This is a genomic window from Leisingera sp. S2M4 (assembly GCF_055398055.1).
In genome coordinates this window covers 24,450-45,827 of sequence record NZ_AP040861.1, presented here as the reverse complement: position 1 = coordinate 45,827, position 21,378 = coordinate 24,450, and the positions used below count along the sequence as shown (strand labels likewise).

Genomic DNA, 21,378 nt, shown 5'->3' with positions numbered 1-21,378 from the left:
GGGGGCGTAAGGTCTATGTGCAACGGCGTCCGGAAAGCGCTGCTCGAGCCTTGCAACCCTTTGTCCCAGCGCATAGGTTCCGCTGCAAATTTCCGGCGCTAACGTCAGCGCCGCTTTGACAGAAGGAATATCCCATGGACGGTGGCGCAGTCGCCCAATTTCTCCCGCTTATCCTGATCTTCGCGATCATGTACTTCCTGCTGATCCGCCCGCAGCAGAAGAAGATGAAAGAGCATCAAAAGATGATCGACCAGGTTCGTGTGCGGGACCAGGTGGTGACCCAGGGCGGCCTGATCGGCAAGGTCACCAAGGTCAAGGAAGACAATGAGATCGAGGTCGAGATTGCCGACGGCGTGAAAGTCCGCGTCATCAAGTCGACCCTTGCCCAAGTGCTGAGCAAAACGGATCCCGTATCCTGAGCTTGGGCCAATAATATACTGAAAAGGCAGGGCAATGCTGCAAATTGATCTCTGGAAGAGGGTGCTTATCTGGCTGGTCTGTGCGGCCGGTGTGATACTTGCCCTGCCAAACGGATTCTATACCCGCGTCGAACAGGCGAACGATGCGGCGGCCGAAATCATCGCCAAGGGCGAAACGCCTGAGCGTCTGGAAGCGATTGGCCAGTGGCCGTCGTTCCTGCCCTCGGGGTTGGTGAACCTGGGGCTGGATTTGCGCGGTGGTGCGCATCTGCTGGCCGAGGTGAAGGTCGAGGACGTTTATGATGCGCGGATGGACGCGCTGTGGCCGGAGGTGCGCGACGCACTGCGGCCGGAGCGCGCCACGGTCGGCACGTTCCGCCGCCAGCCTGGTCCCGCGGACCAGATTCGCCTGAAGATTTCAAAACCGGAAGCAATGGCCCGTGCGCTGGAAGTGGTGCGCGGTCTGGCCAATCCGATCACCACGCTGACGGGCGTCGGGGCGAATGACATCGAGGTTTCCGCCCAGGGCGATATCCTGACGGTGCAGTTGAGCGAGGCCGAGAAGCTGGCCTCCGACGATCGCACCGTGCGCCAGGCGCTGGAGATCGTCCGCCGTCGTATCGACGAGGTGGGCACCCGCGAGCCGACCATCCAGCGCCAGGGCGCCGACCGCATTCTGATCCAGGTGCCCGGTATCGGCTCGGCCTCGGAGCTGAAGGCGATTATCGGCACCACTGCGCAGCTGACCTTCAACCCGGTTGTGGGCCGTGGCAGCGACCCGGATGCCGCCCCCGGCATCGGCAACAAGGTGATCCCTTCGCTGGATGAACCCGGCGTCTATTACACCATCGAGGCCGCCGCCGTTGTGACCGGCGAGGACCTGGTGGATGCGCAGCCGTCGTTTGATCAGAACGGCCAGCCTGCGGTGAACTTCCGCTTCAACACGTCCGGCGCGCGCCGGTTCGGGGATTACACCGCGGAAAACATCGGCTCGCCCTTTGCGATCGTGCTGGATGACGAGGTCGTCTCGGCCCCGGTGATCCAGTCGCATATTCCGGGCGGCTCTGGCATCATCACCGGCAACTTTACCATCGAGGAAAGCACCAACCTGGCCGTGCTGCTGCGCGCAGGTGCGCTGCCGGCGGAGCTGGAGTTCCTCGAAGAGCGCACCATCGGCCCCGAACTGGGGCAGGACAGCATCGACGCCGGCAAGATCGCCACCATCGTGGCCTTTATTGCGGTGCTGGTGTTCATGGGCCTCAGCTATGGCCTGTTCGGGCTGTTCGCCAACGTGGCGCTGGTGCTGAACATCGCGCTGATCTTCGGCATGCTCAGCCTCATCGGTGGCACGCTGACGCTGCCGGGTATTGCAGGGATCGTTCTGACGGTCGGAATGGCGGTCGACGCCAACGTGCTGATCTTTGAACGGATCCGAGAAGAGCTGAAGGCAGGTCGCGGCCCGGCCCGCGCCATCGACGAAGGCTACTCCAAGGCGCTGAGCGCCATTCTGGACGCCAACATCACCACGTTCATCACGGCCGTGATCCTCTTTGCCATGGGCTCTGGCCCGGTGCGCGGTTTCGCGATCACGCTTGGCCTCGGCATCCTGACATCGGTCTTCACGGCGATCTTTGTCACCCGGCTGATCATCGTGATGTGGTTTGAACGGCGTCGTCCGAAAACGATTGAGGTGTAAGATGCGGCTGAAACTTGTTCCCGAGAAGACCTCGTTCGATTTCTTCCAACGCTCCAAGCTGTGGCTGGGCATTTCCGCGCTGATGATGGTGGTGGCGCTGGTCTCCTTCTTCTTGCAGGGGCTGAATTTCGGCATCGATTTCCGCGGCGGTACCACGATCCGCACGGAAGCCGCCGAATCGGTGGACGTGGGCGCCTACCGCGATGCGCTGGCGGTGCACGAGCTGGGCGATGTGAGCATCACCGAGGTCTTCGATCCTACGTTCGAGGATGACCAGCATGTGGCGATGATCCGCATCCAGGCCCAGGACGACGGCGAGGCAATCTCGGGCGAAATGATCGAGGCGCTGAAAGCGACGCTGGAGACCGTTGCTCCCGGCATCAAGTTCGTTTCGGTCGAATCGGTTGGTCCCAAGGTCTCGGGTGAGCTGATCCAGACTGCGGTCATCGCCGTGGCGCTGGCGATCGGTGCGGTGCTGATCTACATCTGGCTGCGGTTCGAGTGGCAGTTTGCCCTCGGTGCGGTGGCGGCCCTAGTGCATGACGTGGTGCTGACGATCGGTGTGTTTTCCGAGCTGCAGATCAAGTTCGATCTGGCGATTATCGCCGCCCTTCTGACCATTGTCGGCTACTCGCTGAACGATACCGTGGTGGTGTTCGATCGCGTCCGCGAGAACCTGCGCCGCTACAAGAAGAAGGATCTGGCCGAGGTTCTGAACATCTCGATCAATGAAACACTCAGCCGGACGGTGATGACCTCTGTCACCACGCTGCTGGCGCTGATCTCGCTCTATGTGCTGGGCGGCGACGTGATCCGCGGCTTTGTCTTTGCGATGATCTGGGGTGTTCTGGTCGGGACCTATTCCTCGGTCTTCGTGGCCTCTGCCATTCTGCTGAAGTTGGGGGTCAAGCGGGATTGGTCCAAACCCAGCAACACGGCCGGAAACCAGTTTGCCAATATCGACGCCTGACCTTCGCGGGATGACTGACCGGATGGGGCTGCGGGGAAACCTGCGGCCCTTTTCGTTTTCGCCCAGCCTATTCCCCGCAGTGGGCGCGCATGATATCGAGCCACAAGGCAACACCAACAGCGGAGCCCAAGCGATGCGTCTGAACGAAGTGAGCTATAGCGATGCACAGCCGGTGGACGGCTATGGCGCCGGTTTTTTCCGCATTGGCGGGAAGGTGCATCATGGCGGCGTTTTGACCTCGGCTGCTGGCACGATGTCCTGGGGCGGGTTTGAGGACGCCGATCCGTTGCTGGCGTTGGTGGGAGACATCGATGTTCTCTTCATCGGCACGGGCGGAGAGGTGGCGCATATTCCGGCGTCGCTGCGCCAATCGTTGGAGGACGCCGGGTTGGGCGTTGAAAGCATGAATTCACCGGCTGCCTGCCGCACCTACAATGTTCTTCTATCCGAAGGTCGGCGTATAGCGCTGGCGGCGCTGCCGGTCTGAAGTCGTGCTGCAATTGACCTGCCGCAAGGCACACAGGCGCATTTGGTCTATGGATTCGCGCGAACGATTGGACAGGCGGGCTCCATGACATTGACGGTAACGGATCTCAGCGTGGCGCGCGGTGGTCTTCCAGTGCTGGAGGGCCTGAGCTTTAACTTGCGCCCCGGTTCGGCGCTGATCCTGCGTGGCCCCAATGGCATCGGGAAGACGACCTTGTTGCGCACCCTCGCCGGGCTTCAGCCGCCGCTGGCGGGACGCGTCGAGGGTGCTGAGGAGCAGGTCGCCTATGCTGCGCATTCGGACGGCTTGAAGCCGACATTGACGGTGGCCGAGAACCTGACCTTCTGGGCAAGTGTCTTTGGGCAGAACGGCATAGATGCAGCTCTGGACGCCTTTGATCTGCAAGCCCTCAGGGATCGGGCAGCCGGGGCCTTGTCCGCCGGGCAGAAGCGGCGGCTGGGGCTGAGCCGGATGCTGGTCACGGGGCGCCCGGTCTGGATCATGGATGAACCCACGGTGAGTCTCGACACCGCCGCCGTCGCGATGTTTGCCAATGCTGTTCGGGCGCATCTGGGGCAGGGGGGGGCGGCGCTGATTGCCACGCACATCGATCTGGGACTGGAGGCCGAGGTGCTGGACGCTGGCTTCTACAAGGCAAAACCGCCTGCGCTGGACGACTTCGATGGAGGGTTCCTGTGATAGCCTTGTTGTTCCGGGATCTGAAACTGGCTTTGCGGGCAGGCGGCGGCTTTGGGCTGGGGCTGGCATTCTTCCTGATTGTCACTGTGATGGTGCCGTTTTCCGTTGGCCCGCAATCCGAGCTTCTGGCCCGCATCGCGCCGGGTGTTCTGTGGTTGGGCGCGCTGCTGGCCTGCCTGCTTTCGCTGGATCGCCTGCTGGCGCTGGACTGGGAAGACGGATCGCTGGACCTGTTGGCCACGGCGCCGCTTCCGCTGGAAGGGACCGTTACGATCAAGGCGCTTGCCCATTGGATCACCACCGGATTGCCATTGGTCCTGGCCGCACCCGTGCTTGGTGTCCTGCTGAACCTTCCGGTGCAGGGGTTTCTGTGGCTGCTGGTCTCGTTGCTACTGGGCACGCCCGCGCTGAGCGTTATCGGCACCTTCGGGGCAGCATTGACCGTGGGGTTGAAACGGGGCGGGCTGCTGTTGTCGCTGCTTGTCATGCCTCTTTATGTGCCGACGTTGATTTTCGGTGCAGAGGTCGCGCGACGCGGGGCAGAGGGGCTTGCGGTGCAGACGCCGCTGTTGCTGCTGGCCGGGATTTCTGCAGCGTCGATTGCCTTGCTGCCCTTTGCCAGTGCCGCGGTGCTGCGCGTCAATTTGCGCTAGGAAATCTGCCCCGTGCAGCAATTGTGAAACCCGAGAACAAGAGCTAAATAGCCATCATGTCGATCTGGGAATACGCCAATCCGAAAAAGTTCCTGGCCACCACCGAGCGGGTGATGCCAACGCTGTGGATCAGTTCCGCAGTGCTGATCAGCGTTGGTCTGGTCTGGGGGTTTTTCTTCACGCCGGATGACTACCGGCAGGGTTCAACCGTCAAGATCATTTTCCTGCACGTGCCTTCCGCACTGATGGCGATCAACGCGTGGTTCATGATGCTGGTGACCTCGTTGGTCTGGGTGATCCGCCGCCACCACGTGAGCGCGCTCGCCGCCCGCGCCGCGGCGCCTGTGGGTGTTGTGATGACGGTGATCGCCTTGGTGACCGGTGCGATCTGGGGCCAGCCCATGTGGGGGACATGGTGGGCGTGGGATCCCAGGCTGACATCCTTTTTGGTGCTGTTCCTCTTCTACCTTGGCTACATCGCCCTGTGGGAAGCGATTGATAACCCCGACACCGCGGCAGATCTGACATCGATCCTGTGCTTGGTGGGGTCGGTCTTTGCGGTGCTGAGCCGTTATGCGGTGAACTTCTGGAACCAGGGGCTGCATCAGGGGGCATCGTTGTCGCTCGACAAGGAAGAAAATGTCGCGGACGTCTTCTCCAACCCGCTCTACGTCTGCATGGCCGGGTTTGTCCTGTTGTTCATCGCCCTGGTGTTCTACCGCACCGGAACAGAAATCCGGGCGCGCCGGATCAAGGCTTTGATCGCGCGTGAAAGGCTGGAGGCATGATGCCCGATCTTGGAAAATATGCAGACGCGGTTCTGTCGGCCTATGCGGCGTCACTGGTCCTGCTTGTTGCGCTGGTGCTTATGACGCTTTGGCGTGGTCGTAAGGTGCGTCGTGAGATGGAAAATCTTGAATCCCGGATAAAGCGAAATGGCTAAGATCTCTCCGTTGATGGCGGTTCCCGGCGTGGTATTTGCAGGGTTTGTCGGCCTCGCCCTTGTCGGGATGTTCCGCGAGGATCCTGACAGCCTGCCTTCTGCGCGTGAGGGCCAGCCCGCTCCGCCAGTGGTTCTGGAGGAGTTTCCCGGCAAAGAGCTCTTCAGCGACGAGACCTTGCGGGATGGCACCGTCAAACTGGTGAACTACTGGGCAAGCTGGTGCGCCCCGTGTCGGGCTGAACATCCGAAATTGGAGGCGCTGTCGGCCGAGGGCATCCCGATATATGGTGTCAACTACAAGGACCAATTGGGCAACGCCACGGCTTTCCTTGAGGAACTGGGCGACCCTTACACGGCTATTGGGCGGGACGAAAAGGGGCGTATGGCAATCGATTGGGGCCTTTACGGGGTTCCGGAAACCTATGTCATTGATGGCAACGGGACGATTGTTTTGCGTTGGGCAGGCCCGATCACCCAGCAGGTTATCGATAAAACTCTGCGCCCGGCGATGGAACGGGCCGCGGGTAACTGAGGCCAGTCAGAGCAGTTGTTTCTGGCCAGGCGCAAAACGCCTTGAACGTCCCGCTTAGCTCGCCCTCTCAGACAGGTGGGCTGTCACTGCGAGCTTGGTTCCTGTCCTACGCTTGTGAGGCTTTAAAAGGGCCGGCAGCAGAAAAATGAGTCAATCGTTGCGCGTGAGGGTTGATTGATACCCCCGTGCCTGCAAACCTGAGCGTCAGAAAGCGCCACCCTTTCTGACCGGGCACCTTGCAGTGCTGTCGTGCGGACAGAGACGGTGCGATCTTGTCCCGTCGTGTGGACGATCAAGGGGAGGGATCCGTGAGCCTGTTGAAACGCCTGAGCTGCCTCGTGAGCACTGCAACGTCTGCGCTTGGTCTGATGACCTGCATGGCATCGGCCGAGACCATGCTGACGTTTTGCTTTGATCCTTACCCACCCTATACCTATGCCTCCGGCGGGAAGATCACCGGGGGGCTGAAAGTGGACCTGCTGCAGGCTGTCGTCTCGAAGATCGACGGTGTCAGTGCGGAGGTCCAGATGTTGCCATGGAAGCGCTGCCAGGTTCAGGCCGAAGCAGGAAATGTCGATGGCATTCTGCCGCTTTTCAAAAGTGCGGACCGGGAGCGCTTTCTGGCGTTTACCGATGAGACCTTCGAGGAGAGTTACAACTTCTGGTTCAGCACCGAGCGCTTTCCTGACGGGTTCGAATGGGACGGACGCGTGGAAAGTGTCGCGGGGCTGCGGTTGGGGGTGCTGACCGGAGCTTTTGTCTCGCACGAACTGATTGCCGGGCTTGGCAGTGACAAATCGATCGTCTGGGTCAAGGACATCGAGAGCCTGATGCAGATGCTGAAGTTCGGCAGGGTCGATCTAGCCGTGTCAGACCGGTTGGTTGGGCATCACACCGTGCGCCAGAATGGCTGGCAGGACAGCTTGCGTCCAGTCGACCCCGATATCACCAGCAAACCGGCTCATTTCGGTCTTTCCCGTCTGACCGGCGCAGAGGCGTACCTCGAGGATTTCAACCGGGCGCTTGGCGAATTGAAGCGCGACGGGACAATCGACGACATGTTGCGTTCCACCCGCTGACAGGCGGTCTGGGATCGCGCATCGATCGTCGGCTTTCAGAACCCAGCCTCGTATACAGGTGGGCTATCCGACATCGCGTCTTGATAGGTGGCGTACCGTGTTGCCAATCGCTTTGGCCGTGGACAGGTCGCCCAGAACAATTCGCGCCGGGGGTTGCCCGGCGCGAATATGGTTCTGGCGTCAGGACTTGGCCAGCTTGCGCAACACGTAGTGCAGCACGCCGCCATGTTCGATGTACTCCTTCTCGGGAGCGGTATCGATCCGACATTTCAGCGTGATGGTCTTGGTCGTGCCATCTGCGTAGGTGATATCGCAGGGGACCTCTTGCTGCGGTTCAATGGTGTCGAGGCCGCGGATGGACACGGTTTCATCCCCGGTCAGGCCCAATGTCTTGCGGGTGTCACCCCCGGTGAACTCGAAGGGAATAACCCCCATGCCAACAAGGTTGGAGCGGTGGATCCGTTCAAAGCTCTCGGCAATCACGGCCTTCACACCCAGAAGTGCTGTGCCCTTTGCCGCCCAGTCACGCGACGAGCCGGCGCCATACTGCTCGCCTCCGAACACCACCAACGGGGTGCCATTGGTCTGGTGCGCCATTGCGGCTTCGTAGACCGAGGTCTGCTGCCCGTCCGGCCCCTTGGTATAGCCGCCTTCAACACCATCCAGCATCTCGTTCTTGATGCGGATATTGGCGAAGGTGCCGCGCATCATGATCTCATGGTTGCCGCGACGCGAACCATAGGAGTTGAACTCCCTGGGCTGGACCTGACGTTCCAACAGGTATTTGCCGGCGGGGCTTGTGCTGGCAAAGGACCCTGCGGGCGAGATGTGGTCGGTGGTGACCATGTCGCCGAGCATCAGCAGAACTTTTGCGCCTTCGATGTTGGAGATGCTGCCCGGCTCCGGCCCCATCCCCTGGAAGTAGGGCGGGTTCTGGATGTAGGTCGAGTGCGCGGGCCAGTCATAGGTCTCCGCATCGGTGACCGACACCGACTGCCATTTCTCGTCGCCCTTGAAGACGTCCGCGTATTTCGACTGGAACGCTTCGCGGGTCACGGTCTTTTCAACGAGGTCGGCGATCTCTTTCTGGCTGGGCCAGATGTCTTTCAGGTAGACATCATTGCCGTTCTTGTCCTTGCCGAGCGGCGCCGTGGTGATGTCGACGTTCATGTCACCGACCAGGGCGTAGGCCACAACCAGCGGCGGCGACGCCAGGTAGTTCGCCCGCACATCCGGGCTGATCCGGCCCTCAAAGTTGCGGTTGCCCGAAAGCACAGAGACGCCGATCAGGTCATGGTCGTTGATGCATTTCGAGATTTCCTCGGCCAGCGGGCCGGAGTTGCCGATGCAAGTCGTGCAGCCATAACCGACAAGGTTGAAGCCGATGGCATCCAGATGTTCCTGCAATCCCGCCGCTTCGAGGTATTCGGACACCACCTGCGAGCCGGGCGCGAGCGAGGTCTTGACCCAGGGTTTGCGGGTAAGGCCGAGTTCATGCGCCTTTTTGGCCACCAGACCGGCACCAATCATCACGTATGGGTTCGAGGTATTGGTACAGGAGGTGATCGAGGCGATCACGATCGAGCCATCATGCAGCTGATAGTTGCCATTCTCCGAGGTCACGTAGCCCAGCTTGTGGTGACCTTCGTTGCCGGGGATCTCCTGCGGTTCCGGCTGACCGCCTTCGGCCTCCCAGCGTCCTTCCGCGTTATCCGAGGCATCCTTCGCGCTGCGCAACCCTTCGACATACTTGTGGAAAGTCGATGCAGCCTTGTCCAGCGCGATATAATCCTGCGGGCGTTTCGGCCCGGAGATCGCAGGGACGATCGTGCCCATGTCGAGCGTCAACGTGTCGGTGTAGATCGGCGCATAATCCGCGTCGCGCCACAGGCCGTTTTCCCGTGCGTAGGCCTCGACCAGGGCGATGCGGTCCTCGTCACGGCCGGTGTTGCGCAGGTAGCGCAGGGTCTCATTGTCGATCGGGAAGAATCCGCAGGTGGCGCCGTATTCCGGGGCCATGTTGGCAATGGTGGCGCGGTCCGCCAAGGGCAGCCGGTCCAGCCCGTCACCGTAGAATTCGACGAATTTGCCAACCACGCCCTTGGCGCGCAGCATTTCCACAACCTTCAGAACCAGGTCGGTGCCGGTGGTGCCTTCGACCATCTCGCCCGTCAGTTCAAACCCGATGACTTCGGGGATGAGCATGGAAATCGGCTGGCCCAGCATGGCCGCTTCGGCCTCGATGCCCCCAACGCCCCAGCCCAGCACCGCGGCGCCGTTCACCATCGTGGTGTGGCTGTCGGTGCCCACCAGCGTATCCGGATAGGCAACCTCGTCGCCGTTCTGGTCCACGTCGGTCCAGACGGTCTGGGCCAGGTATTCCAGGTTCACCTGGTGGCAGATACCGGTGCCGGGCGGCACCACGCGGAAGTTGTCAAAGGCGGTTTGTCCCCATTTCAGGAACTGGTAGCGCTCCATGTTGCGCTCGTACTCGCGGTCGACGTTCATCTGGAACGCGCGGGGATTGCCGAACTCGTCGATCATCACTGAGTGGTCGATGACCAGATCCACCGGCACCAGCGGGTTGATCTTGGCGGCAGAGCCCTTCAGTCCGACGATGCCGTCGCGCATCGCGGCGAGGTCAACAACCGCGGGGACGCCGGTAAAGTCCTGCATCAGCACGCGGGCAGGGCGGTAGGCGATTTCACGCGGGTTGCGGCCGCCTTGCTCTGCCCAGGTGCCGAAGGCCCGGATGTCGTCCGTGGAGACCGAAAAACCGCCATCTTCGAAGCGAAGCATGTTTTCCAGCACCACCCGCAGCGCAGCGGGCAGCTTGGAGAAGTCGCCGAGTCCGGCTTCGGAAGCGGCGGGAATGGAATAGAAGGAAAGAGATTTTCCGTTGACCGTTAGCGTTTTACGCGCCTTTGCAGTGTCTTGTCCGACGGTGATAGGCATTTGTGGCCTCCCTTCGAGAGTTTCATGAGGGATATCGCTGCCCGAATTTCTGCCAAAGGCGGGGCGGGCTTTCAATAGGACTGTGAGGGTTCAACTGCCGCGGACGGCAATTCGTTGCGATTTTTGTGACTTGTGGGTGCTTTGCCGGCTCAAAAATGATTGATTGGCCAAAGAACCGGTATGGCAGTACATCTGGTGTTCCTAATGAGGGGCGCCAGTGAAGGAATTGAGCATTTGATGAGAGTTTTGGCGTCGATCTTTGCCTTGTGTGGGCTGGTGCTTCCCGCCTTCGGTCAGTCCAGTGCCAGCCCGGTTGTGGTAGAGCTTTACACGTCGCAAGGCTGTTCTTCCTGCCCACCTGCTGACGCGCTGCTGCACCGCCTGGCGGCGCAGGACGATGTGCTGGCACTGGCGCTGCACGTGGACTATTGGGATTATATTGGCTGGAAGGACAAGTTCGCCCGCCCCGAGCACACGCGGCGGCAAAAAGGCTATGCCCACGCCGGAGGGCGGAGGATGATCTATACGCCGCAGATGATCATCATGGGGCAGCAAGCCGTCGCCGGATCGGATGCCATGGAGATTGCGGCGGCAATTGGCGAGCATCAGGGGCAGGCTAGACCTGTTGAACTGACGGCAGATCGGGACGGGGATAGGCTGTCGATCCACCTGAACCCCAAGCCTGGGTTGGGCTCCCGGAAAATGCTGGTCCAGATTGTCCGCTTTCAGCCAGAGCGCAGCGTCAACATTACGCGGGGCGAGCTGGCCGGGCGCAACTTTACCTATGCAAATGTGGTGGAGGACTGGCATGTCGCGGCGGAGTGGGACGGGAAGGATGAACTGTCGTTGTCCCACATGCTGACGGGTCCGGCTCCTGCAGCTGTCCTGGTGCAGGAGGTCGGCTATGCCAGAATTCTGGCCGCTGCGCGTGTTGAATAAGGATAGCAGTGAAGGCGAAAGGCTTCGCTGCTCAGGCTAAAGTCCTCTGGCCATAGGGACCTGCCGTGGCAGGGGGCTGGCTATCAGTTCGTCTTCGCCTCGGTTGGCATCGGCTCGGCGTTTCGGGCACCGACGGGTTTCCAGCGTCGATGAATCCAGAACCATTGCCCTGTGTGCTTGCGAACAATGGATTCGAGATCGGCGCTGAGGGCCTTGGCCATGGTCAAGGGATCGCTGTGGGGAATTTCGGCGTTCATCACGATTTCGAAATCCAAGCCGTTTTCCTGCCGCACGGCGTAAACCGGGATGACAGCGGCGTTGTACTTCAGCGCCAGTTCGGCAGGAACGGTTGAAGTGACAGCCGGTTTGCCGAAGAAATCAATCCATGCCCCACCGTGAGCATGAAGGTCAGTCACAATGGCAACGATACCGCCCTTTTTCAGGTGGCGGACAAGTTCCACCATGCCCCGCTTGCCCTGTTCGAACATCAACCCGTGGTTGGATTTCATTGCGTCCACGTAATGCGCATTGAAATAGGGGTTGGCCATGCGCCGATACAGCGACCCCATCTCGTGGCCGCGGGCCACAAGTGCCGCCCGCGCCGCGTCGTAGTTTCCGAAATGCGCGGTCGCGAGAAGCACAGGACGCCCCTGCGCCCGCGCCTCTTCCAGCGCCTTCAGGCCCGGTCCGCGGAATGGAGCTGCCTGCGCGCGTTCATAGAACGGTTGCCCGGCGTAGAGTTCCGCGATCATCCGGCCTGCGTTGTTGCTGACCTCCCGATACAGCTGGTCCGGGTCCAGCTCTGCCAACTCCGGGCTGACATGGGCGAGGTTCTGGCGCACGCGTTTGTCAAACCCGGCCAACCGCCCCAGGGCCGTGACCATCCTACCCATCAGCGGGACACGAAACCGGTAAGGCAACAAGCGCGCACCAAGGAGTAGCCCGCGCAGAAACAGGTTGCTGCCAAAGTATTTGACATGACTCCAGGTGGAGAGCTCGGAGGGATCTTTGGGCATATCGTCTGGATGTCTGCGGTGCCGATAAGTGGCGGGAACTTCGCATAATAAGTGCTGGGCATCGCCAGTACAAGCCACTGCGGGGACGCCGCTATGCACAAGCTGGCGGCGGCTCCGCGTTTGCCCTCAGACGGTCACCGTTTACTCGGTGTCCTCTTCCTCGTCCGAGCGCAGCTCGATTTCGCCGGTGGCGATCAGGTCGCGCAAGGCCGAGATGATCACGCCGAAGGCGGCTTCGCCATCGGAGCGCTTCACCTTGCCGCGTTCGGCCACTTCCTCACGGATGTTGTCGGCCATCCGGCTGGACATGTTTTTCAGCAGGAATTCGTTGGTCGCCACGTCGGCCTCATCGGTGGCGAAGGCCATGGCGGTCACGAGGTCCGGTTGGGCCAGCACGCGCATCAGCTTTGGCACGTCCATCGGGTTCATCCGCTCGGCGATCAGCGCGTAGGTGAAGATGGCCTTGCGAACCTTGATGGCAAATTCCTCGTCCTGTTCATCCAGGGCGGTCAGCACTTCGTCGCGCTTGGCCGCGGCGGCCTCGGTCAGGATGGCGCCCATCCGCTGGCCCGGCGTCTGGTCAAAGGCCACTTCCGGACGTGCTTCGACCTGAGCGGCCAGAGACAGCCCGATGCGGTCAACGGTGTCAGGTGTCACATTTGCGGTCTGGCTGACGGCATAGGTGATCCGTCGCGCAGTTGGTCCGGGCAGATGGACCAGCATTTGCGCGGCCTTGGCGGTGTCGAGCTTCGACAGGAGGACCGCCGCAACCTCGGTGCTTTCGGCCTGGGCGAGTTCGGCCAGCTCTTCGGGCGGAAGCTGCTTCAACCGCTCCCAAGGGTCTCCGAATTGCCGCACTCCCGCCTCCTTACGCAGACGGTTGTGGGTGTAGCGGCTGATTTTCCCTTCCATGGCCGACAACGCGCCTGCGAGGCCGTTGGGGAAGTGCAGTCCGACGTTGTCCAGAAGATCGGCAAATTCACCGGCAACCGAATGAAGCGTGTCCCGGTCAACGATGCGCATCTTGCCCATCTGTTGGGTCAGCTCCAGTTGCAAGTCATCCGGAAGCTCCTCCAAGGGAATTTCAGCGCCCTCGTTCAGAAGCAGTCGTACGATAATGGCAGCCTTTGCTTTGCCGCTGAGACCGGCTGCCCCCGCGCCGCTTCCGGCAGGCATGGTGGAACCGCCCATCGGGGCCGGGGCGGCAAACCCGCCGAGGTCCGGTCCGTCATTGCCCATTGGAAGCGCCAGCATGTTGTCTTGAGGCATTCTCGCACCCTAGATGAAAAGATTCTTCTTCGAACGAAGGCAGGATACGTCGAAAGCGGTAAAGAAAGGCTGAAGCTCAGTAGCTGTAAGAAACGCCTGTTTCCAACGCCTTGCGCAGCGAGGTCTCGGCCCAACTGCCGCTGCCGCCACGGGCCCGGATTTCCTTCCATTGCGCCAGCGCCAGCCCCAGTTTGCCCTGTTCGACATAGCCCTGGCCCATGTAGGAGCGCGCCAGAATGTTGCCGGGATCCTGCATCAGCGCTCGGTCATAGAATTGCTGCGCCTGCTGCATGTTGCCCAGTTTGCGGTGGGTAAATCCCCAGTAGGTCAGTACCATCGTGTCGTTCTGGTCGGTCATCGTCGCCAGCACTGCCTGGGCGTCTTCATGACGCTCGGCGTAGGCCAGCTCGCGCGCAGCCTCCATCAGCTGTTGCTGGTTCAGCGAGGATTTGCGTGGCCGTACGCAGCGTTTCTTGTCTTCGTCCCAGACCCGGTTGCCCTTGCAGGTGCGGGTGGTTTCCGAGGGCTTGGGCGGGTTCCAGTCATTGCCCCCGGCGGCGGACGCCGCTTGCGGCGTAAGACTGACCATCAGGAGCAAGGCCGCAAGCGGGGCTGCAATCGGGGCGGATCTTGGGGCAAGTCGGCGCATGTCTGAAGCTCCTGCGGCGTGGTTTGTGGCCAACCTAGCCCAGCTTCCCCGCCAAACGCGAGCCGGATGTGTTCAAATTCCCGTTTGGTTGCGATTCAGGTCTGCTGGTGCGCTGGATCCCGGGAGGTTGGTGCAAAGACATCCGCAAGCCGCTGCCGTGCGCGGCTGTTTTCGGCGGGGCCGCGGGCGGTCAGCTTGGGCCATTCGTTCATGAGCTTGGCGCGCAGATACATGCCTGTCGCCGTCTGGCTCGTGGAAAAGCGCGTGTCATGAACGGTGCCGTCTCGGCCGAGGTAGACCGGTTTGATTACAGAGTAGCGCGGATCATCGGAGAAATGCGCTTCCAGCCGACATTCCGCCGGGGACTTTCCGCAAGAGTGCGTGCGGTTGTTTGATCCGGGGGGTAGGGCCCGCAGGTGTTGAAACTGCGACAAAAAACGCCCCGTCAACGAGACGGGGCGTTATTGGATCTGCAAGGGTAGACCGGCTTACTCGCCGAACACCCGGCGGAAGATCGTGTCGACATGTTTGGTATGATAGCCCATGTCGAATTTCTCGTTGATCGCCTCTTCGCCAAGGGCGGCGACCACATCAGCATCGGCCAGCAGCAACTCGCGGAAATCGACGCGGTCTTCCCAGACCTTCAGGGCGTTGCGCTGTACCATGGCATAGGCGTCCTCGCGGCTGACGCCGGCTTGGGTCAGGGCCAGCAGCACCCGCTGCGACATCACGAGGCCGGGGAACTTGTTCATGTTCTCCAGCATGTTTTCCGGGAACACCAGCATCTTGTCGATGACACCGGCCAGGCGGTGCAGGGCAAAATCGAGGGTCACCGTGGCGTCCGGTCCGATGCCACGCTCGACCGAGGAGTGCGAAATGTCGCGCTCGTGCCACAGGGCCACGTTCTCCATCGCCGGGATCACCGCCATGCGCACCAGGCGCGCGAGGCCGGTCAGGTTCTCGGTCAGTACAGGGTTCTTCTTGTGCGGCATTGCAGAGGAGCCCTTTTGGCCCATCGAGAAGAACTCGGCGCCTTCCAGCACTTCGGTACGCTGCATGTGGCGGATCTCGACGGCGATGTTCTCGATCGAGGAGGCGATGACGCCAAGGGTGGCAAAGAACATCGCGTGACGATCGCGCGGGATCACCTGGGTGGAAATCGGTTCAGGGCGCAGACCCAGCTGCTCGCAGACGTATTCCTCGACGCGAGGGTCGATGTTGGCAAACGTGCCCACGGCGCCGGAGATTGCACCGGTGGCAACTTCCTCGCGCGCGGCCAGCAGGCGGGCACGGTTGCGGTCCATTTCTGCGTAGAAGCGGGCAAAGGTCAGCCCCATGGTGGTGGGCTCGGCGTGGATGCCGTGGCTGCGGCCGACGCGCACGGTGTTCTTATGCTCCAGCGCCCGTTTCTTCAGGGCGGCCAGCAGTTTATCCATACCAACCAGCAAGAGGTCAGCGGCGCGCACCAGCTGCACGTTCAGGCAGGTGTCCAGCACGTCCGAGGAGGTCATGCCCTGATGCACGAAGCGTGCTTCTTCCGAGCCGACATGCTCGGCCAGATGGGTCAGGAATGCGATGACGTCATGCTTGGTGACGGCCTCGATTTCGTCGATGCGGGCGACGTCGAACTCCACGTCCTTGGCTTTCCAGACGGCGTCTGCGTTCTCGCGCGGGATCACGCCGAGGTTGGCCATGGCTTCGCAGGCGTGGGCCTCGATCTCGTACCAGATCTTGAACTTGGTCTCGGGGGACCAGATGGCAACCATATCGGGACGGGAGTAGCGGGGGATCATGGGCGAGGGCACCTTTTCATGTGACTGTGCAGCAGATGCCCGGCCTCATAGATCAGCAGGCGCAAAACAGCAAGGCTGGGCGGCCGGGCTGAGGCAGTTTGCCCTGTTCGTCCGACCCGCTTCAGTTTTCATCGTCCAGCCCGTAGTCGGTTATATGGGCGCAGCGCTCCCGCCCGCGCTGCGTGCATTTGGAACATGCACTGGCGCAGTTGGGCGTGGCACCGCGCAGAGCGCGGTGCCACGCCCAAGGCCGTTGGCCTTGCAGCCTGGCTGCAAGGTCCGGGCGCGGGAGAGCCGTGGAATTGAGAGATGCGCGAGGTCCGAGAACCGATCACTCTTCCAGCGGATCTGAAGTCGCGAGAGAGGTCACCACGCGGGCACCAGCCTCCAGCGTGCGGTGAACCGGGCATTTGTCGGCGATTTCCAGAAGCTTGCTGCGCTGCTCGTCGCTTAGCGGTCCTGAGAGGCGGATCCTGCGGGTGAACTGGTCGATCTTGGCAGGACCGCTGGGCAAAGCATCCTGCGCGTGCACCTTGTCATGGCTGATGTCGACGCTGATGCTTTCCAGTGGCCAGCCCTTGCGGCGCGCATACATGCGCAAGGTCATGGATGTGCAGGCGCCAAGCCCTGCGGAGACAAAGCCGTAAGGGGACATCCCCCTGTTGGTGCCGCCATAGGCGAGTGGCTCATCGGCCAGCGCGTGGTGGTGTGGGCCGGATTGAACATCCTGGAGAAAGCCGTCGGGATCTGCCTCCGTGACCCGCAGTACGCCTTCCGGCGCGCCAGGTGGTGGTGCAGGAGGGGTCATGTCTATGTAGCGTTTCGCCCAGGCAGCGATCACCTCTGCCGCGTATTCGGCGTCTTCTGCCCGGGAAATGAGATGGTCGGCGTCATCCAGCGTGATGAAGCTTTTGGGGTGTTTTGCGGCCGTGAAGATCGACGCTGCGTTGTCGATGCTGACGGTTTCGTCACGCGGGGCGTGCAGCACCAGAAGCGCGGCCTTCAAGCCCTCGATCGCCGGTTCCAAAACCTCCGTGCGAATATCGTCGACGAACTCCTTGCCGATCACAAAGGGGCGCCCGCCCAATGTGACCTCTGCCTTGCCCTTGGCTTCGATCTCGCTCAGGGCTGCGTCAAAGTGATGTGTCACGTGACCGGGATCGAAGGGCGCGCCGAGGGTTACCACGCCGCGAGCAGAAGGGATGTCCGACCGCGCGCGCAGGACAGCTGCGCCACCCAGGGAATGGCCGATCAACAGGTCGGGCGGGAGTTGGCGGTCAGCCAGATACTCCGCGGCGGCGATCAGGTCCGCGACATTGGACGTGAAGGTGGTATTCGCGAATTCTCCCTCCGAATGTCCGAGCCCGGTGAAGTCGAACCTCAGCACCGCGAAGCCCATCGCCGCCAGTCGTGCGGCAATGCGGCGGGCGGCCGGGATATCCTTGGAGCAGGTAAAGCAATGGGCAAACAGGGCGGTGGCCAGCACCGGCCCCTCGGGAAGATCAAGCCGTGCGGCAAGGCGGTCTCCGGTCCGGCTGTTAAAACTGATGCGTTCAGTGGGCATGGCATGGCCTTTGTTCTGTGCTCGCTTTAGACTGTGACCGCAGCCCCGGCAGGACAAGCCCGCCGTGGGGAACGTCACGGGATGGTGAAGGCAAATGAGCGACAGGATCAGCGGTATTGGGAGTTACCGGCCGCAGTCGGAGCGGGACCGCACCATGTGGCAGCGGTTGGACCGGTTTTGCCAGAGCGAACCGCTTGCCTTTGAGCGGGACCCGACCACCGGCCACGTGACGGGCTCAGCCTTCGTGATGTCGGCGGATATGGAAAGCGTGCTGTTAACCCATCATCGCAAGCTGGATCGCTGGCTTCAGCTTGGGGGGCATTGCGATGGCATCGCCGATGTGGCGTTTGTGGCACTGAAAGAAGCATATGAAGAAAGCGGGCTCAGCCGTATTCGGCTGCGGTCGCCGCAGGTGTTTGACGTCGACATTCACCAGATCCCCGAAAGACCCGGGGAGCCAGCGCATCTGCACTATGACGTGCGCTATTTGTTTGTCGCCGAAGCAGGCCAAATACGCGCCAGCGCGGAATCCAAGGCGCTGGCCTGGGTGCCGGTGTCGCAGCTTCCCGAGGTGACGGACAGCGCTGGTGTCCTTGTCCTTGCGGAAAAACTGGGATCGTTTCTGCGGGGCTGCTGAAGCACAGCTTGTAAACCGCGACGGTGCGCTCTTGCGGGGCTTGGAGCGATTTTGCATGTGGAAAATGCCATGGCAGCTGCTACCCCTAGGGAATGACTGCGATTCTTCAGACCTCGATCCCCTATGACCCTTTGAACGCGCGTAAATTGCCGGGCGTTCAGCCGCTGGCGCTCGAGGACTGGATCCAACGTGACGAGGCTTATTCAGCACAGCTCGCTGAACGCGAACGCTTGCTGGCCGATCGCCGGGATCAGGTTCTGAAAATGTCATCCTCGGCCTTGCCTGCGGCTACGGAATTGCTGGAGATGGTGCTCGCGGCTGGGGAGACGGTCGAGGATGGCGCGGTGATCCGCCAGGATGGCCGACGGGTGGCGCTGGATTGGCAGGATCCGCTAGGCAGCCTAGGGCGCATTGCACAGCAGGACTTCTGCATTCTGGAGAAACCGACGGGTTCGCCTGAACATATCCTCACCGGGGCGGTTCTGTGTTTCCCGGCGAGCTGGACGCTGGCTGAGAAATACATGCAGCCACTTACCGCGATCCATGTGCCGGTGGACAGCTATGATGCCGGGATCGCCGCGCGGGTTCAGCGGTTGTTCGACGGTGTCCAGCCGGGGCGCCCGCTGTGGCGCTTCAATGCCCTTTGGTATGAGGATCCAACGTTGTTTCAGCCGCGCAGCCAATCGGCACCGCGTCAGCACAGCGGGCCAGATCAGGCGCTGTACCTGCGCAGCGAACGTCAGGCAATCCTGCGCCTGCCGCGAACGCGTGCGGTCGTCTTCTCTATCCACACGCGGGTTTTGGCACGAGCGGACGTGATGCGGCAATGGGGGCAGCCCGCGGCGGCTGGCGCAGACCTCGCGTGAGGCGCCAGCCGTCCAGGCCAGGTGAATTGCACCTGTCAGGGTAATAGAGGGCGCGCGGCCTGAACGGTCCCGGCGCTGTCGAGAAACAGCAGCAGGGCCGAGACGAGCAGCAGGTGTCCCACAAATTGCATGCGACGTATGTCGCCGAAGCGGAGGGTCGCGCGCTTCAATGGCTGCAAACGGTTCGCACAGCCATCGGCAACCGCCAGAATGCGGCTGTTATTCAGCAGCGTGCTTGGCGCAGTTTTTAGTCGGTTGCGCAGCGAGGGTTGGGTCTGATCTTCGCCCTGTGCCCGAAAATTGGCCGCCAGAACGGCGTCGCGGCTCCGCTTTTGCGCGCGGTTGCGTTGCGCCGCAAGATGCAGGCTGTAGTCGCCGCGATTGATACCGGCTGCCCGGAAAACCCTGTCGCAATGCGCGTCGAGCGCCGGTGCCGCCTGATCAATCGGAGCGAAGCAGGCGCGCCCGCGCGGCCGCTGCGCCTTGCGTTGCGGAGTTTTTTGCGTCCTCGGTGTCGGCGTTTCATGCCCTTCCGGGGCGGCTGCCTGTGCCTCCAACGGCGCAATGGCGGGCACCACCGATGAAGGCGCTACAGTGGAGGCAGGACGCGGCGCAGGTGAAGATGTGAATGCGCTAAGAAACTCCTCGCAGCTCAGGACCACAGGCGCGTCTTGCCATTCTACGGAGGTGGCCTCCAGGTTTTCGATCAGTCTGCGCAGCATTTCAGCCAAGAGCAGTTCACTGATTTCGCGGTCGCAATGGTCGGGAAACACTGGCGTCAAAGACAAGTCCAGCAGAGCGGTGGGCTGCATGATGTGACTTGCCAGGCGGCTGGTGCGCCGGAGCGGGACGCGCCGCAGGCGAAGGGTTACATGGTAGGAATCGCAGAGCAGCCGGGCAGTGTTTTCCGCGCGGGCCTCCATCGTTTCGGCTGGATGCCCGAAATCGTCAAGCAAGTCGACGATGACCGAAACCGCTGCCCCGAGGGTTGCGTTGTCCCGGCTTTCCAATCCCAGTTTTCCTGTGAATTCAGCGTTCTCTGCCATGTTTCGGTTCCTCCATTCAAGGTGCCGCTGGGAGAACGATAAAATTTGAACGGGTTCAAAGTTGGGCGGAAGTCGGAGGGATTAAACATAAATGCGCACTAGTTTTTACGGAAATGTGAAATTGTTTAAGTTATTGAATTTAAATCACAAAGTTTAGACTCTGGACGCCATGTGTCGGCGAATGCGGCCCTACTGTGGCGGTTGCCCGACACATTGGCGCCGCAAGGTTTACAGTGACGAGGAATCGCGAAAACTGTTCCTCCCCCTGGCTGTTCGAGTCAGCCGTCGATTTGTCGCCCCATGATGGCCAGGGCTTGCTGATAGACAGTCGCGGCGTTCCATTCCTTGAGGATGCGGAAGTTGGGTTGTCCGGGTTGGTAGCCCTTACCCGGTTTCCAGCCTTTCTGGCGCAGGAAATGCGCGGTCGAGGCCAGCGCATCACCCATGTTGTAGAAATCAACCCGGCCGTCGCGGTTCCAGTCGACGCCATATCGCAGCGCATTGCCGGGCAGAAACTGGGTATGGCCCAGCTCGCCGTGCTTGGCACCCTTGGTGGTGGCGGTGATGGCGCCCTGGTCGACCAGCTTCAGCGCCCCCAGCGCATGCGGGCGGAAGAAGTCGGAGCGGCGGCAATCATAGGTCAGCGTCACGATGGCTGAGACCACCTGGCTGTCACCCATGTAGTTGCCAAAGGCGGTTTCCATGCCGTGAATGGCGATCAGCACACCCGCGGGGACGCCGTATTTGCGCTCAAGCGCGGCATAGAAATCGGCGTTGCGTGCCTTGCGCTTGCGACCTTGCGCGACAATGGTGGCCGAGCCGCGGATCTGCATGAACTTCTCCAGCGAATAGCGGAAGCTCTTCTGGTTGCGGTCGGCGGCGATGGTGCGGCTGGCGTATTGGGCGCTGGCCAGCGCCTGCAGTCCTGCCTTGCCGACGCCTGCACGCTTGGCCTCGCGGCTGAATTCCTGTTTCCAGGCATTGAACCCGGAGGAGGTATTGCCGCAAGTCGCGGCCAGGGCGGGGGAGGCAAGAAGGGCGGAAATCAGGGCAGGGGCAATCAGCCGACGCATTGGGAAACTCTCAGCAGGGATTCATCCGGGCCAGCCTAACCCGGCGGGCGCGCATGTCTAACGGGAAATCCGGCTGCTTGTTCCCATCCGCGC

22 protein-coding genes are annotated in these 21,378 nt (G+C 61.5%); 13 read left to right on the top strand and 9 right to left on the bottom strand.

What is annotated here, in order from left to right; genetic code table 11:
- Positions 1 to 134 precede the first annotated feature (134 nt).
- The 10 genes from yajC to ACZ52D_RS00235 all read left to right on the top strand — a co-directional run bounded on the left by yajC (position 135) and on the right by ACZ52D_RS00235 (position 7,478).
- Positions 135 to 419: a preprotein translocase subunit YajC gene (gene yajC / locus ACZ52D_RS00280; RefSeq protein WP_222453656.1), complete on the top strand. Its 285-nt coding sequence runs from the start codon at positions 135 to 137 to the stop codon at positions 417 to 419.
- 34 nt (positions 420 to 453) lie between these two features.
- Positions 454 to 2,115 (top strand): protein translocase subunit SecD, encoded by a 1,662-nt coding sequence (gene secD / locus ACZ52D_RS00275; RefSeq protein WP_464442081.1) that lies wholly within the window; start codon positions 454 to 456, stop codon positions 2,113 to 2,115.
- Between the two features lies 1 nt (position 2,116).
- Entirely contained in the window at positions 2,117 to 3,085 is a 969-nt protein-coding gene (secF, locus tag ACZ52D_RS00270) for a protein translocase subunit SecF (protein ID WP_417475056.1), read from the top strand.
- 133 nt (positions 3,086 to 3,218) lie between these two features.
- Positions 3,219 to 3,572: an Mth938-like domain-containing protein gene (locus ACZ52D_RS00265; RefSeq protein WP_464443147.1), complete on the top strand. Its 354-nt coding sequence runs from the start codon at positions 3,219 to 3,221 to the stop codon at positions 3,570 to 3,572.
- Positions 3,573 to 3,656: 84 nt separating this feature from the next.
- A complete protein-coding gene (gene ccmA / locus ACZ52D_RS00260) occupies positions 3,657 to 4,271 on the top strand; it encodes a heme ABC exporter ATP-binding protein CcmA (protein ID WP_464442080.1) in 615 nt (204 codons plus the stop codon).
- Positions 4,268 to 4,924 (top strand): heme exporter protein CcmB, encoded by a 657-nt coding sequence (gene ccmB, locus ACZ52D_RS00255; RefSeq protein ID WP_222453651.1) that lies wholly within the window; start codon positions 4,268 to 4,270, stop codon positions 4,922 to 4,924. The genes ccmA and ccmB overlap by 4 nt, the downstream gene beginning before the upstream one ends.
- 56 nt (positions 4,925 to 4,980) lie before the next feature.
- Entirely contained in the window at positions 4,981 to 5,712 is a 732-nt protein-coding gene (locus ACZ52D_RS00250) for a heme ABC transporter permease (RefSeq protein WP_369926357.1), read from the top strand.
- Positions 5,712 to 5,867, top strand: a complete 156-nt coding sequence (ccmD, locus tag ACZ52D_RS00245) for a heme exporter protein CcmD (RefSeq protein ID WP_417475049.1) — start codon at positions 5,712 to 5,714, stop codon at positions 5,865 to 5,867. Before ACZ52D_RS00250 ends, ccmD begins: the two co-directional genes overlap by 1 nt.
- Positions 5,860 to 6,399: a DsbE family thiol:disulfide interchange protein gene (locus ACZ52D_RS00240; RefSeq protein ID WP_464442078.1), complete on the top strand. Its 540-nt coding sequence runs from the start codon at positions 5,860 to 5,862 to the stop codon at positions 6,397 to 6,399. Before ccmD ends, ACZ52D_RS00240 begins: the two co-directional genes overlap by 8 nt.
- A gap of 308 nt (positions 6,400 to 6,707) precedes the next feature.
- Complete coding sequence (locus ACZ52D_RS00235) at positions 6,708 to 7,478, top strand: transporter substrate-binding domain-containing protein (protein ID WP_464442076.1); 771 nt, start codon at positions 6,708 to 6,710, stop codon at positions 7,476 to 7,478.
- Positions 7,479 to 7,658: 180 nt separating this feature from the next.
- On the opposite strand, the gene acnA is transcribed toward ACZ52D_RS00235, so the two are convergent.
- Complete coding sequence (acnA, locus tag ACZ52D_RS00230) at positions 7,659 to 10,433, bottom strand: aconitate hydratase AcnA (protein WP_464442075.1); 2,775 nt, start codon at positions 10,431 to 10,433, stop codon at positions 7,659 to 7,661.
- A 180-nt stretch (positions 10,434 to 10,613) separates the two neighbouring features.
- On the opposite strand from acnA, the gene ACZ52D_RS00225 reads away from it, so the two are divergent.
- Positions 10,614 to 11,372, top strand: coding sequence for a DUF1223 domain-containing protein (locus ACZ52D_RS00225; protein WP_464442074.1), 759 nt, complete (start codon positions 10,614 to 10,616; stop codon positions 11,370 to 11,372).
- 83 nt (positions 11,373 to 11,455) lie between these two features.
- Here ACZ52D_RS00225 and ACZ52D_RS00220 read toward each other — a convergent pair whose 3' ends face one another.
- From ACZ52D_RS00220 to ACZ52D_RS00195, 6 genes are all read right to left on the bottom strand, one after another.
- Positions 11,456 to 12,388, bottom strand: coding sequence for a lysophospholipid acyltransferase family protein (locus tag ACZ52D_RS00220; protein WP_464442073.1), 933 nt, complete (start codon positions 12,386 to 12,388; stop codon positions 11,456 to 11,458).
- A 141-nt stretch (positions 12,389 to 12,529) separates the two neighbouring features.
- A complete protein-coding gene (locus tag ACZ52D_RS00215) occupies positions 12,530 to 13,657 on the bottom strand; it encodes a flagellar motor switch protein FliG (RefSeq protein ID WP_369926347.1) in 1,128 nt (375 codons plus the stop codon).
- 76 nt (positions 13,658 to 13,733) lie between these two features.
- Complete coding sequence (locus tag ACZ52D_RS00210; RefSeq protein WP_464442071.1) at positions 13,734 to 14,306, bottom strand: tetratricopeptide repeat protein; 573 nt, start codon at positions 14,304 to 14,306, stop codon at positions 13,734 to 13,736.
- A gap of 95 nt (positions 14,307 to 14,401) precedes the next feature.
- Entirely contained in the window at positions 14,402 to 14,539 is a 138-nt protein-coding gene (locus ACZ52D_RS00205) for a hypothetical protein (protein WP_464442070.1), read from the bottom strand.
- Between the two features lie 255 nt (positions 14,540 to 14,794).
- On the bottom strand, positions 14,795 to 16,099 hold the full coding sequence (purB, locus tag ACZ52D_RS00200; protein ID WP_222453641.1) for an adenylosuccinate lyase: 1,305 nt from the start codon (positions 16,097 to 16,099) through the stop codon (positions 14,795 to 14,797).
- A gap of 331 nt (positions 16,100 to 16,430) precedes the next feature.
- Positions 16,431 to 17,663 carry a bifunctional alpha/beta hydrolase/OsmC family protein gene (locus ACZ52D_RS00195; RefSeq protein ID WP_464442068.1) on the bottom strand — a complete coding sequence of 411 codons (1,233 nt, stop codon included), beginning with the start codon at positions 17,661 to 17,663 and terminating at the stop codon, positions 16,431 to 16,433.
- A 94-nt stretch (positions 17,664 to 17,757) separates the two neighbouring features.
- On the opposite strand from ACZ52D_RS00195, the gene ACZ52D_RS00190 reads away from it, so the two are divergent.
- Both ACZ52D_RS00190 and ACZ52D_RS00185 read left to right on the top strand, forming a co-directional pair.
- Positions 17,758 to 18,300 (top strand): NUDIX hydrolase, encoded by a 543-nt coding sequence (locus ACZ52D_RS00190; protein ID WP_464442066.1) that lies wholly within the window; start codon positions 17,758 to 17,760, stop codon positions 18,298 to 18,300.
- Between the two features lie 92 nt (positions 18,301 to 18,392).
- Entirely contained in the window at positions 18,393 to 19,166 is a 774-nt protein-coding gene (locus ACZ52D_RS00185; RefSeq protein WP_464442065.1) for a heme-dependent oxidative N-demethylase family protein, read from the top strand.
- Between the two features lie 35 nt (positions 19,167 to 19,201).
- Here ACZ52D_RS00185 and ACZ52D_RS00180 read toward each other — a convergent pair whose 3' ends face one another.
- Together ACZ52D_RS00180 and ACZ52D_RS00175 are read right to left on the bottom strand one after the other, a co-directional pair.
- Positions 19,202 to 20,212 carry a hypothetical protein gene (locus tag ACZ52D_RS00180; RefSeq protein ID WP_464442063.1) on the bottom strand — a complete coding sequence of 337 codons (1,011 nt, stop codon included), beginning with the start codon at positions 20,210 to 20,212 and terminating at the stop codon, positions 19,202 to 19,204.
- A gap of 278 nt (positions 20,213 to 20,490) precedes the next feature.
- Positions 20,491 to 21,285: a lytic murein transglycosylase gene (locus ACZ52D_RS00175; RefSeq protein WP_464442061.1), complete on the bottom strand. Its 795-nt coding sequence runs from the start codon at positions 21,283 to 21,285 to the stop codon at positions 20,491 to 20,493.
- Between the last annotated feature and the right edge of the window lie 93 nt (positions 21,286 to 21,378).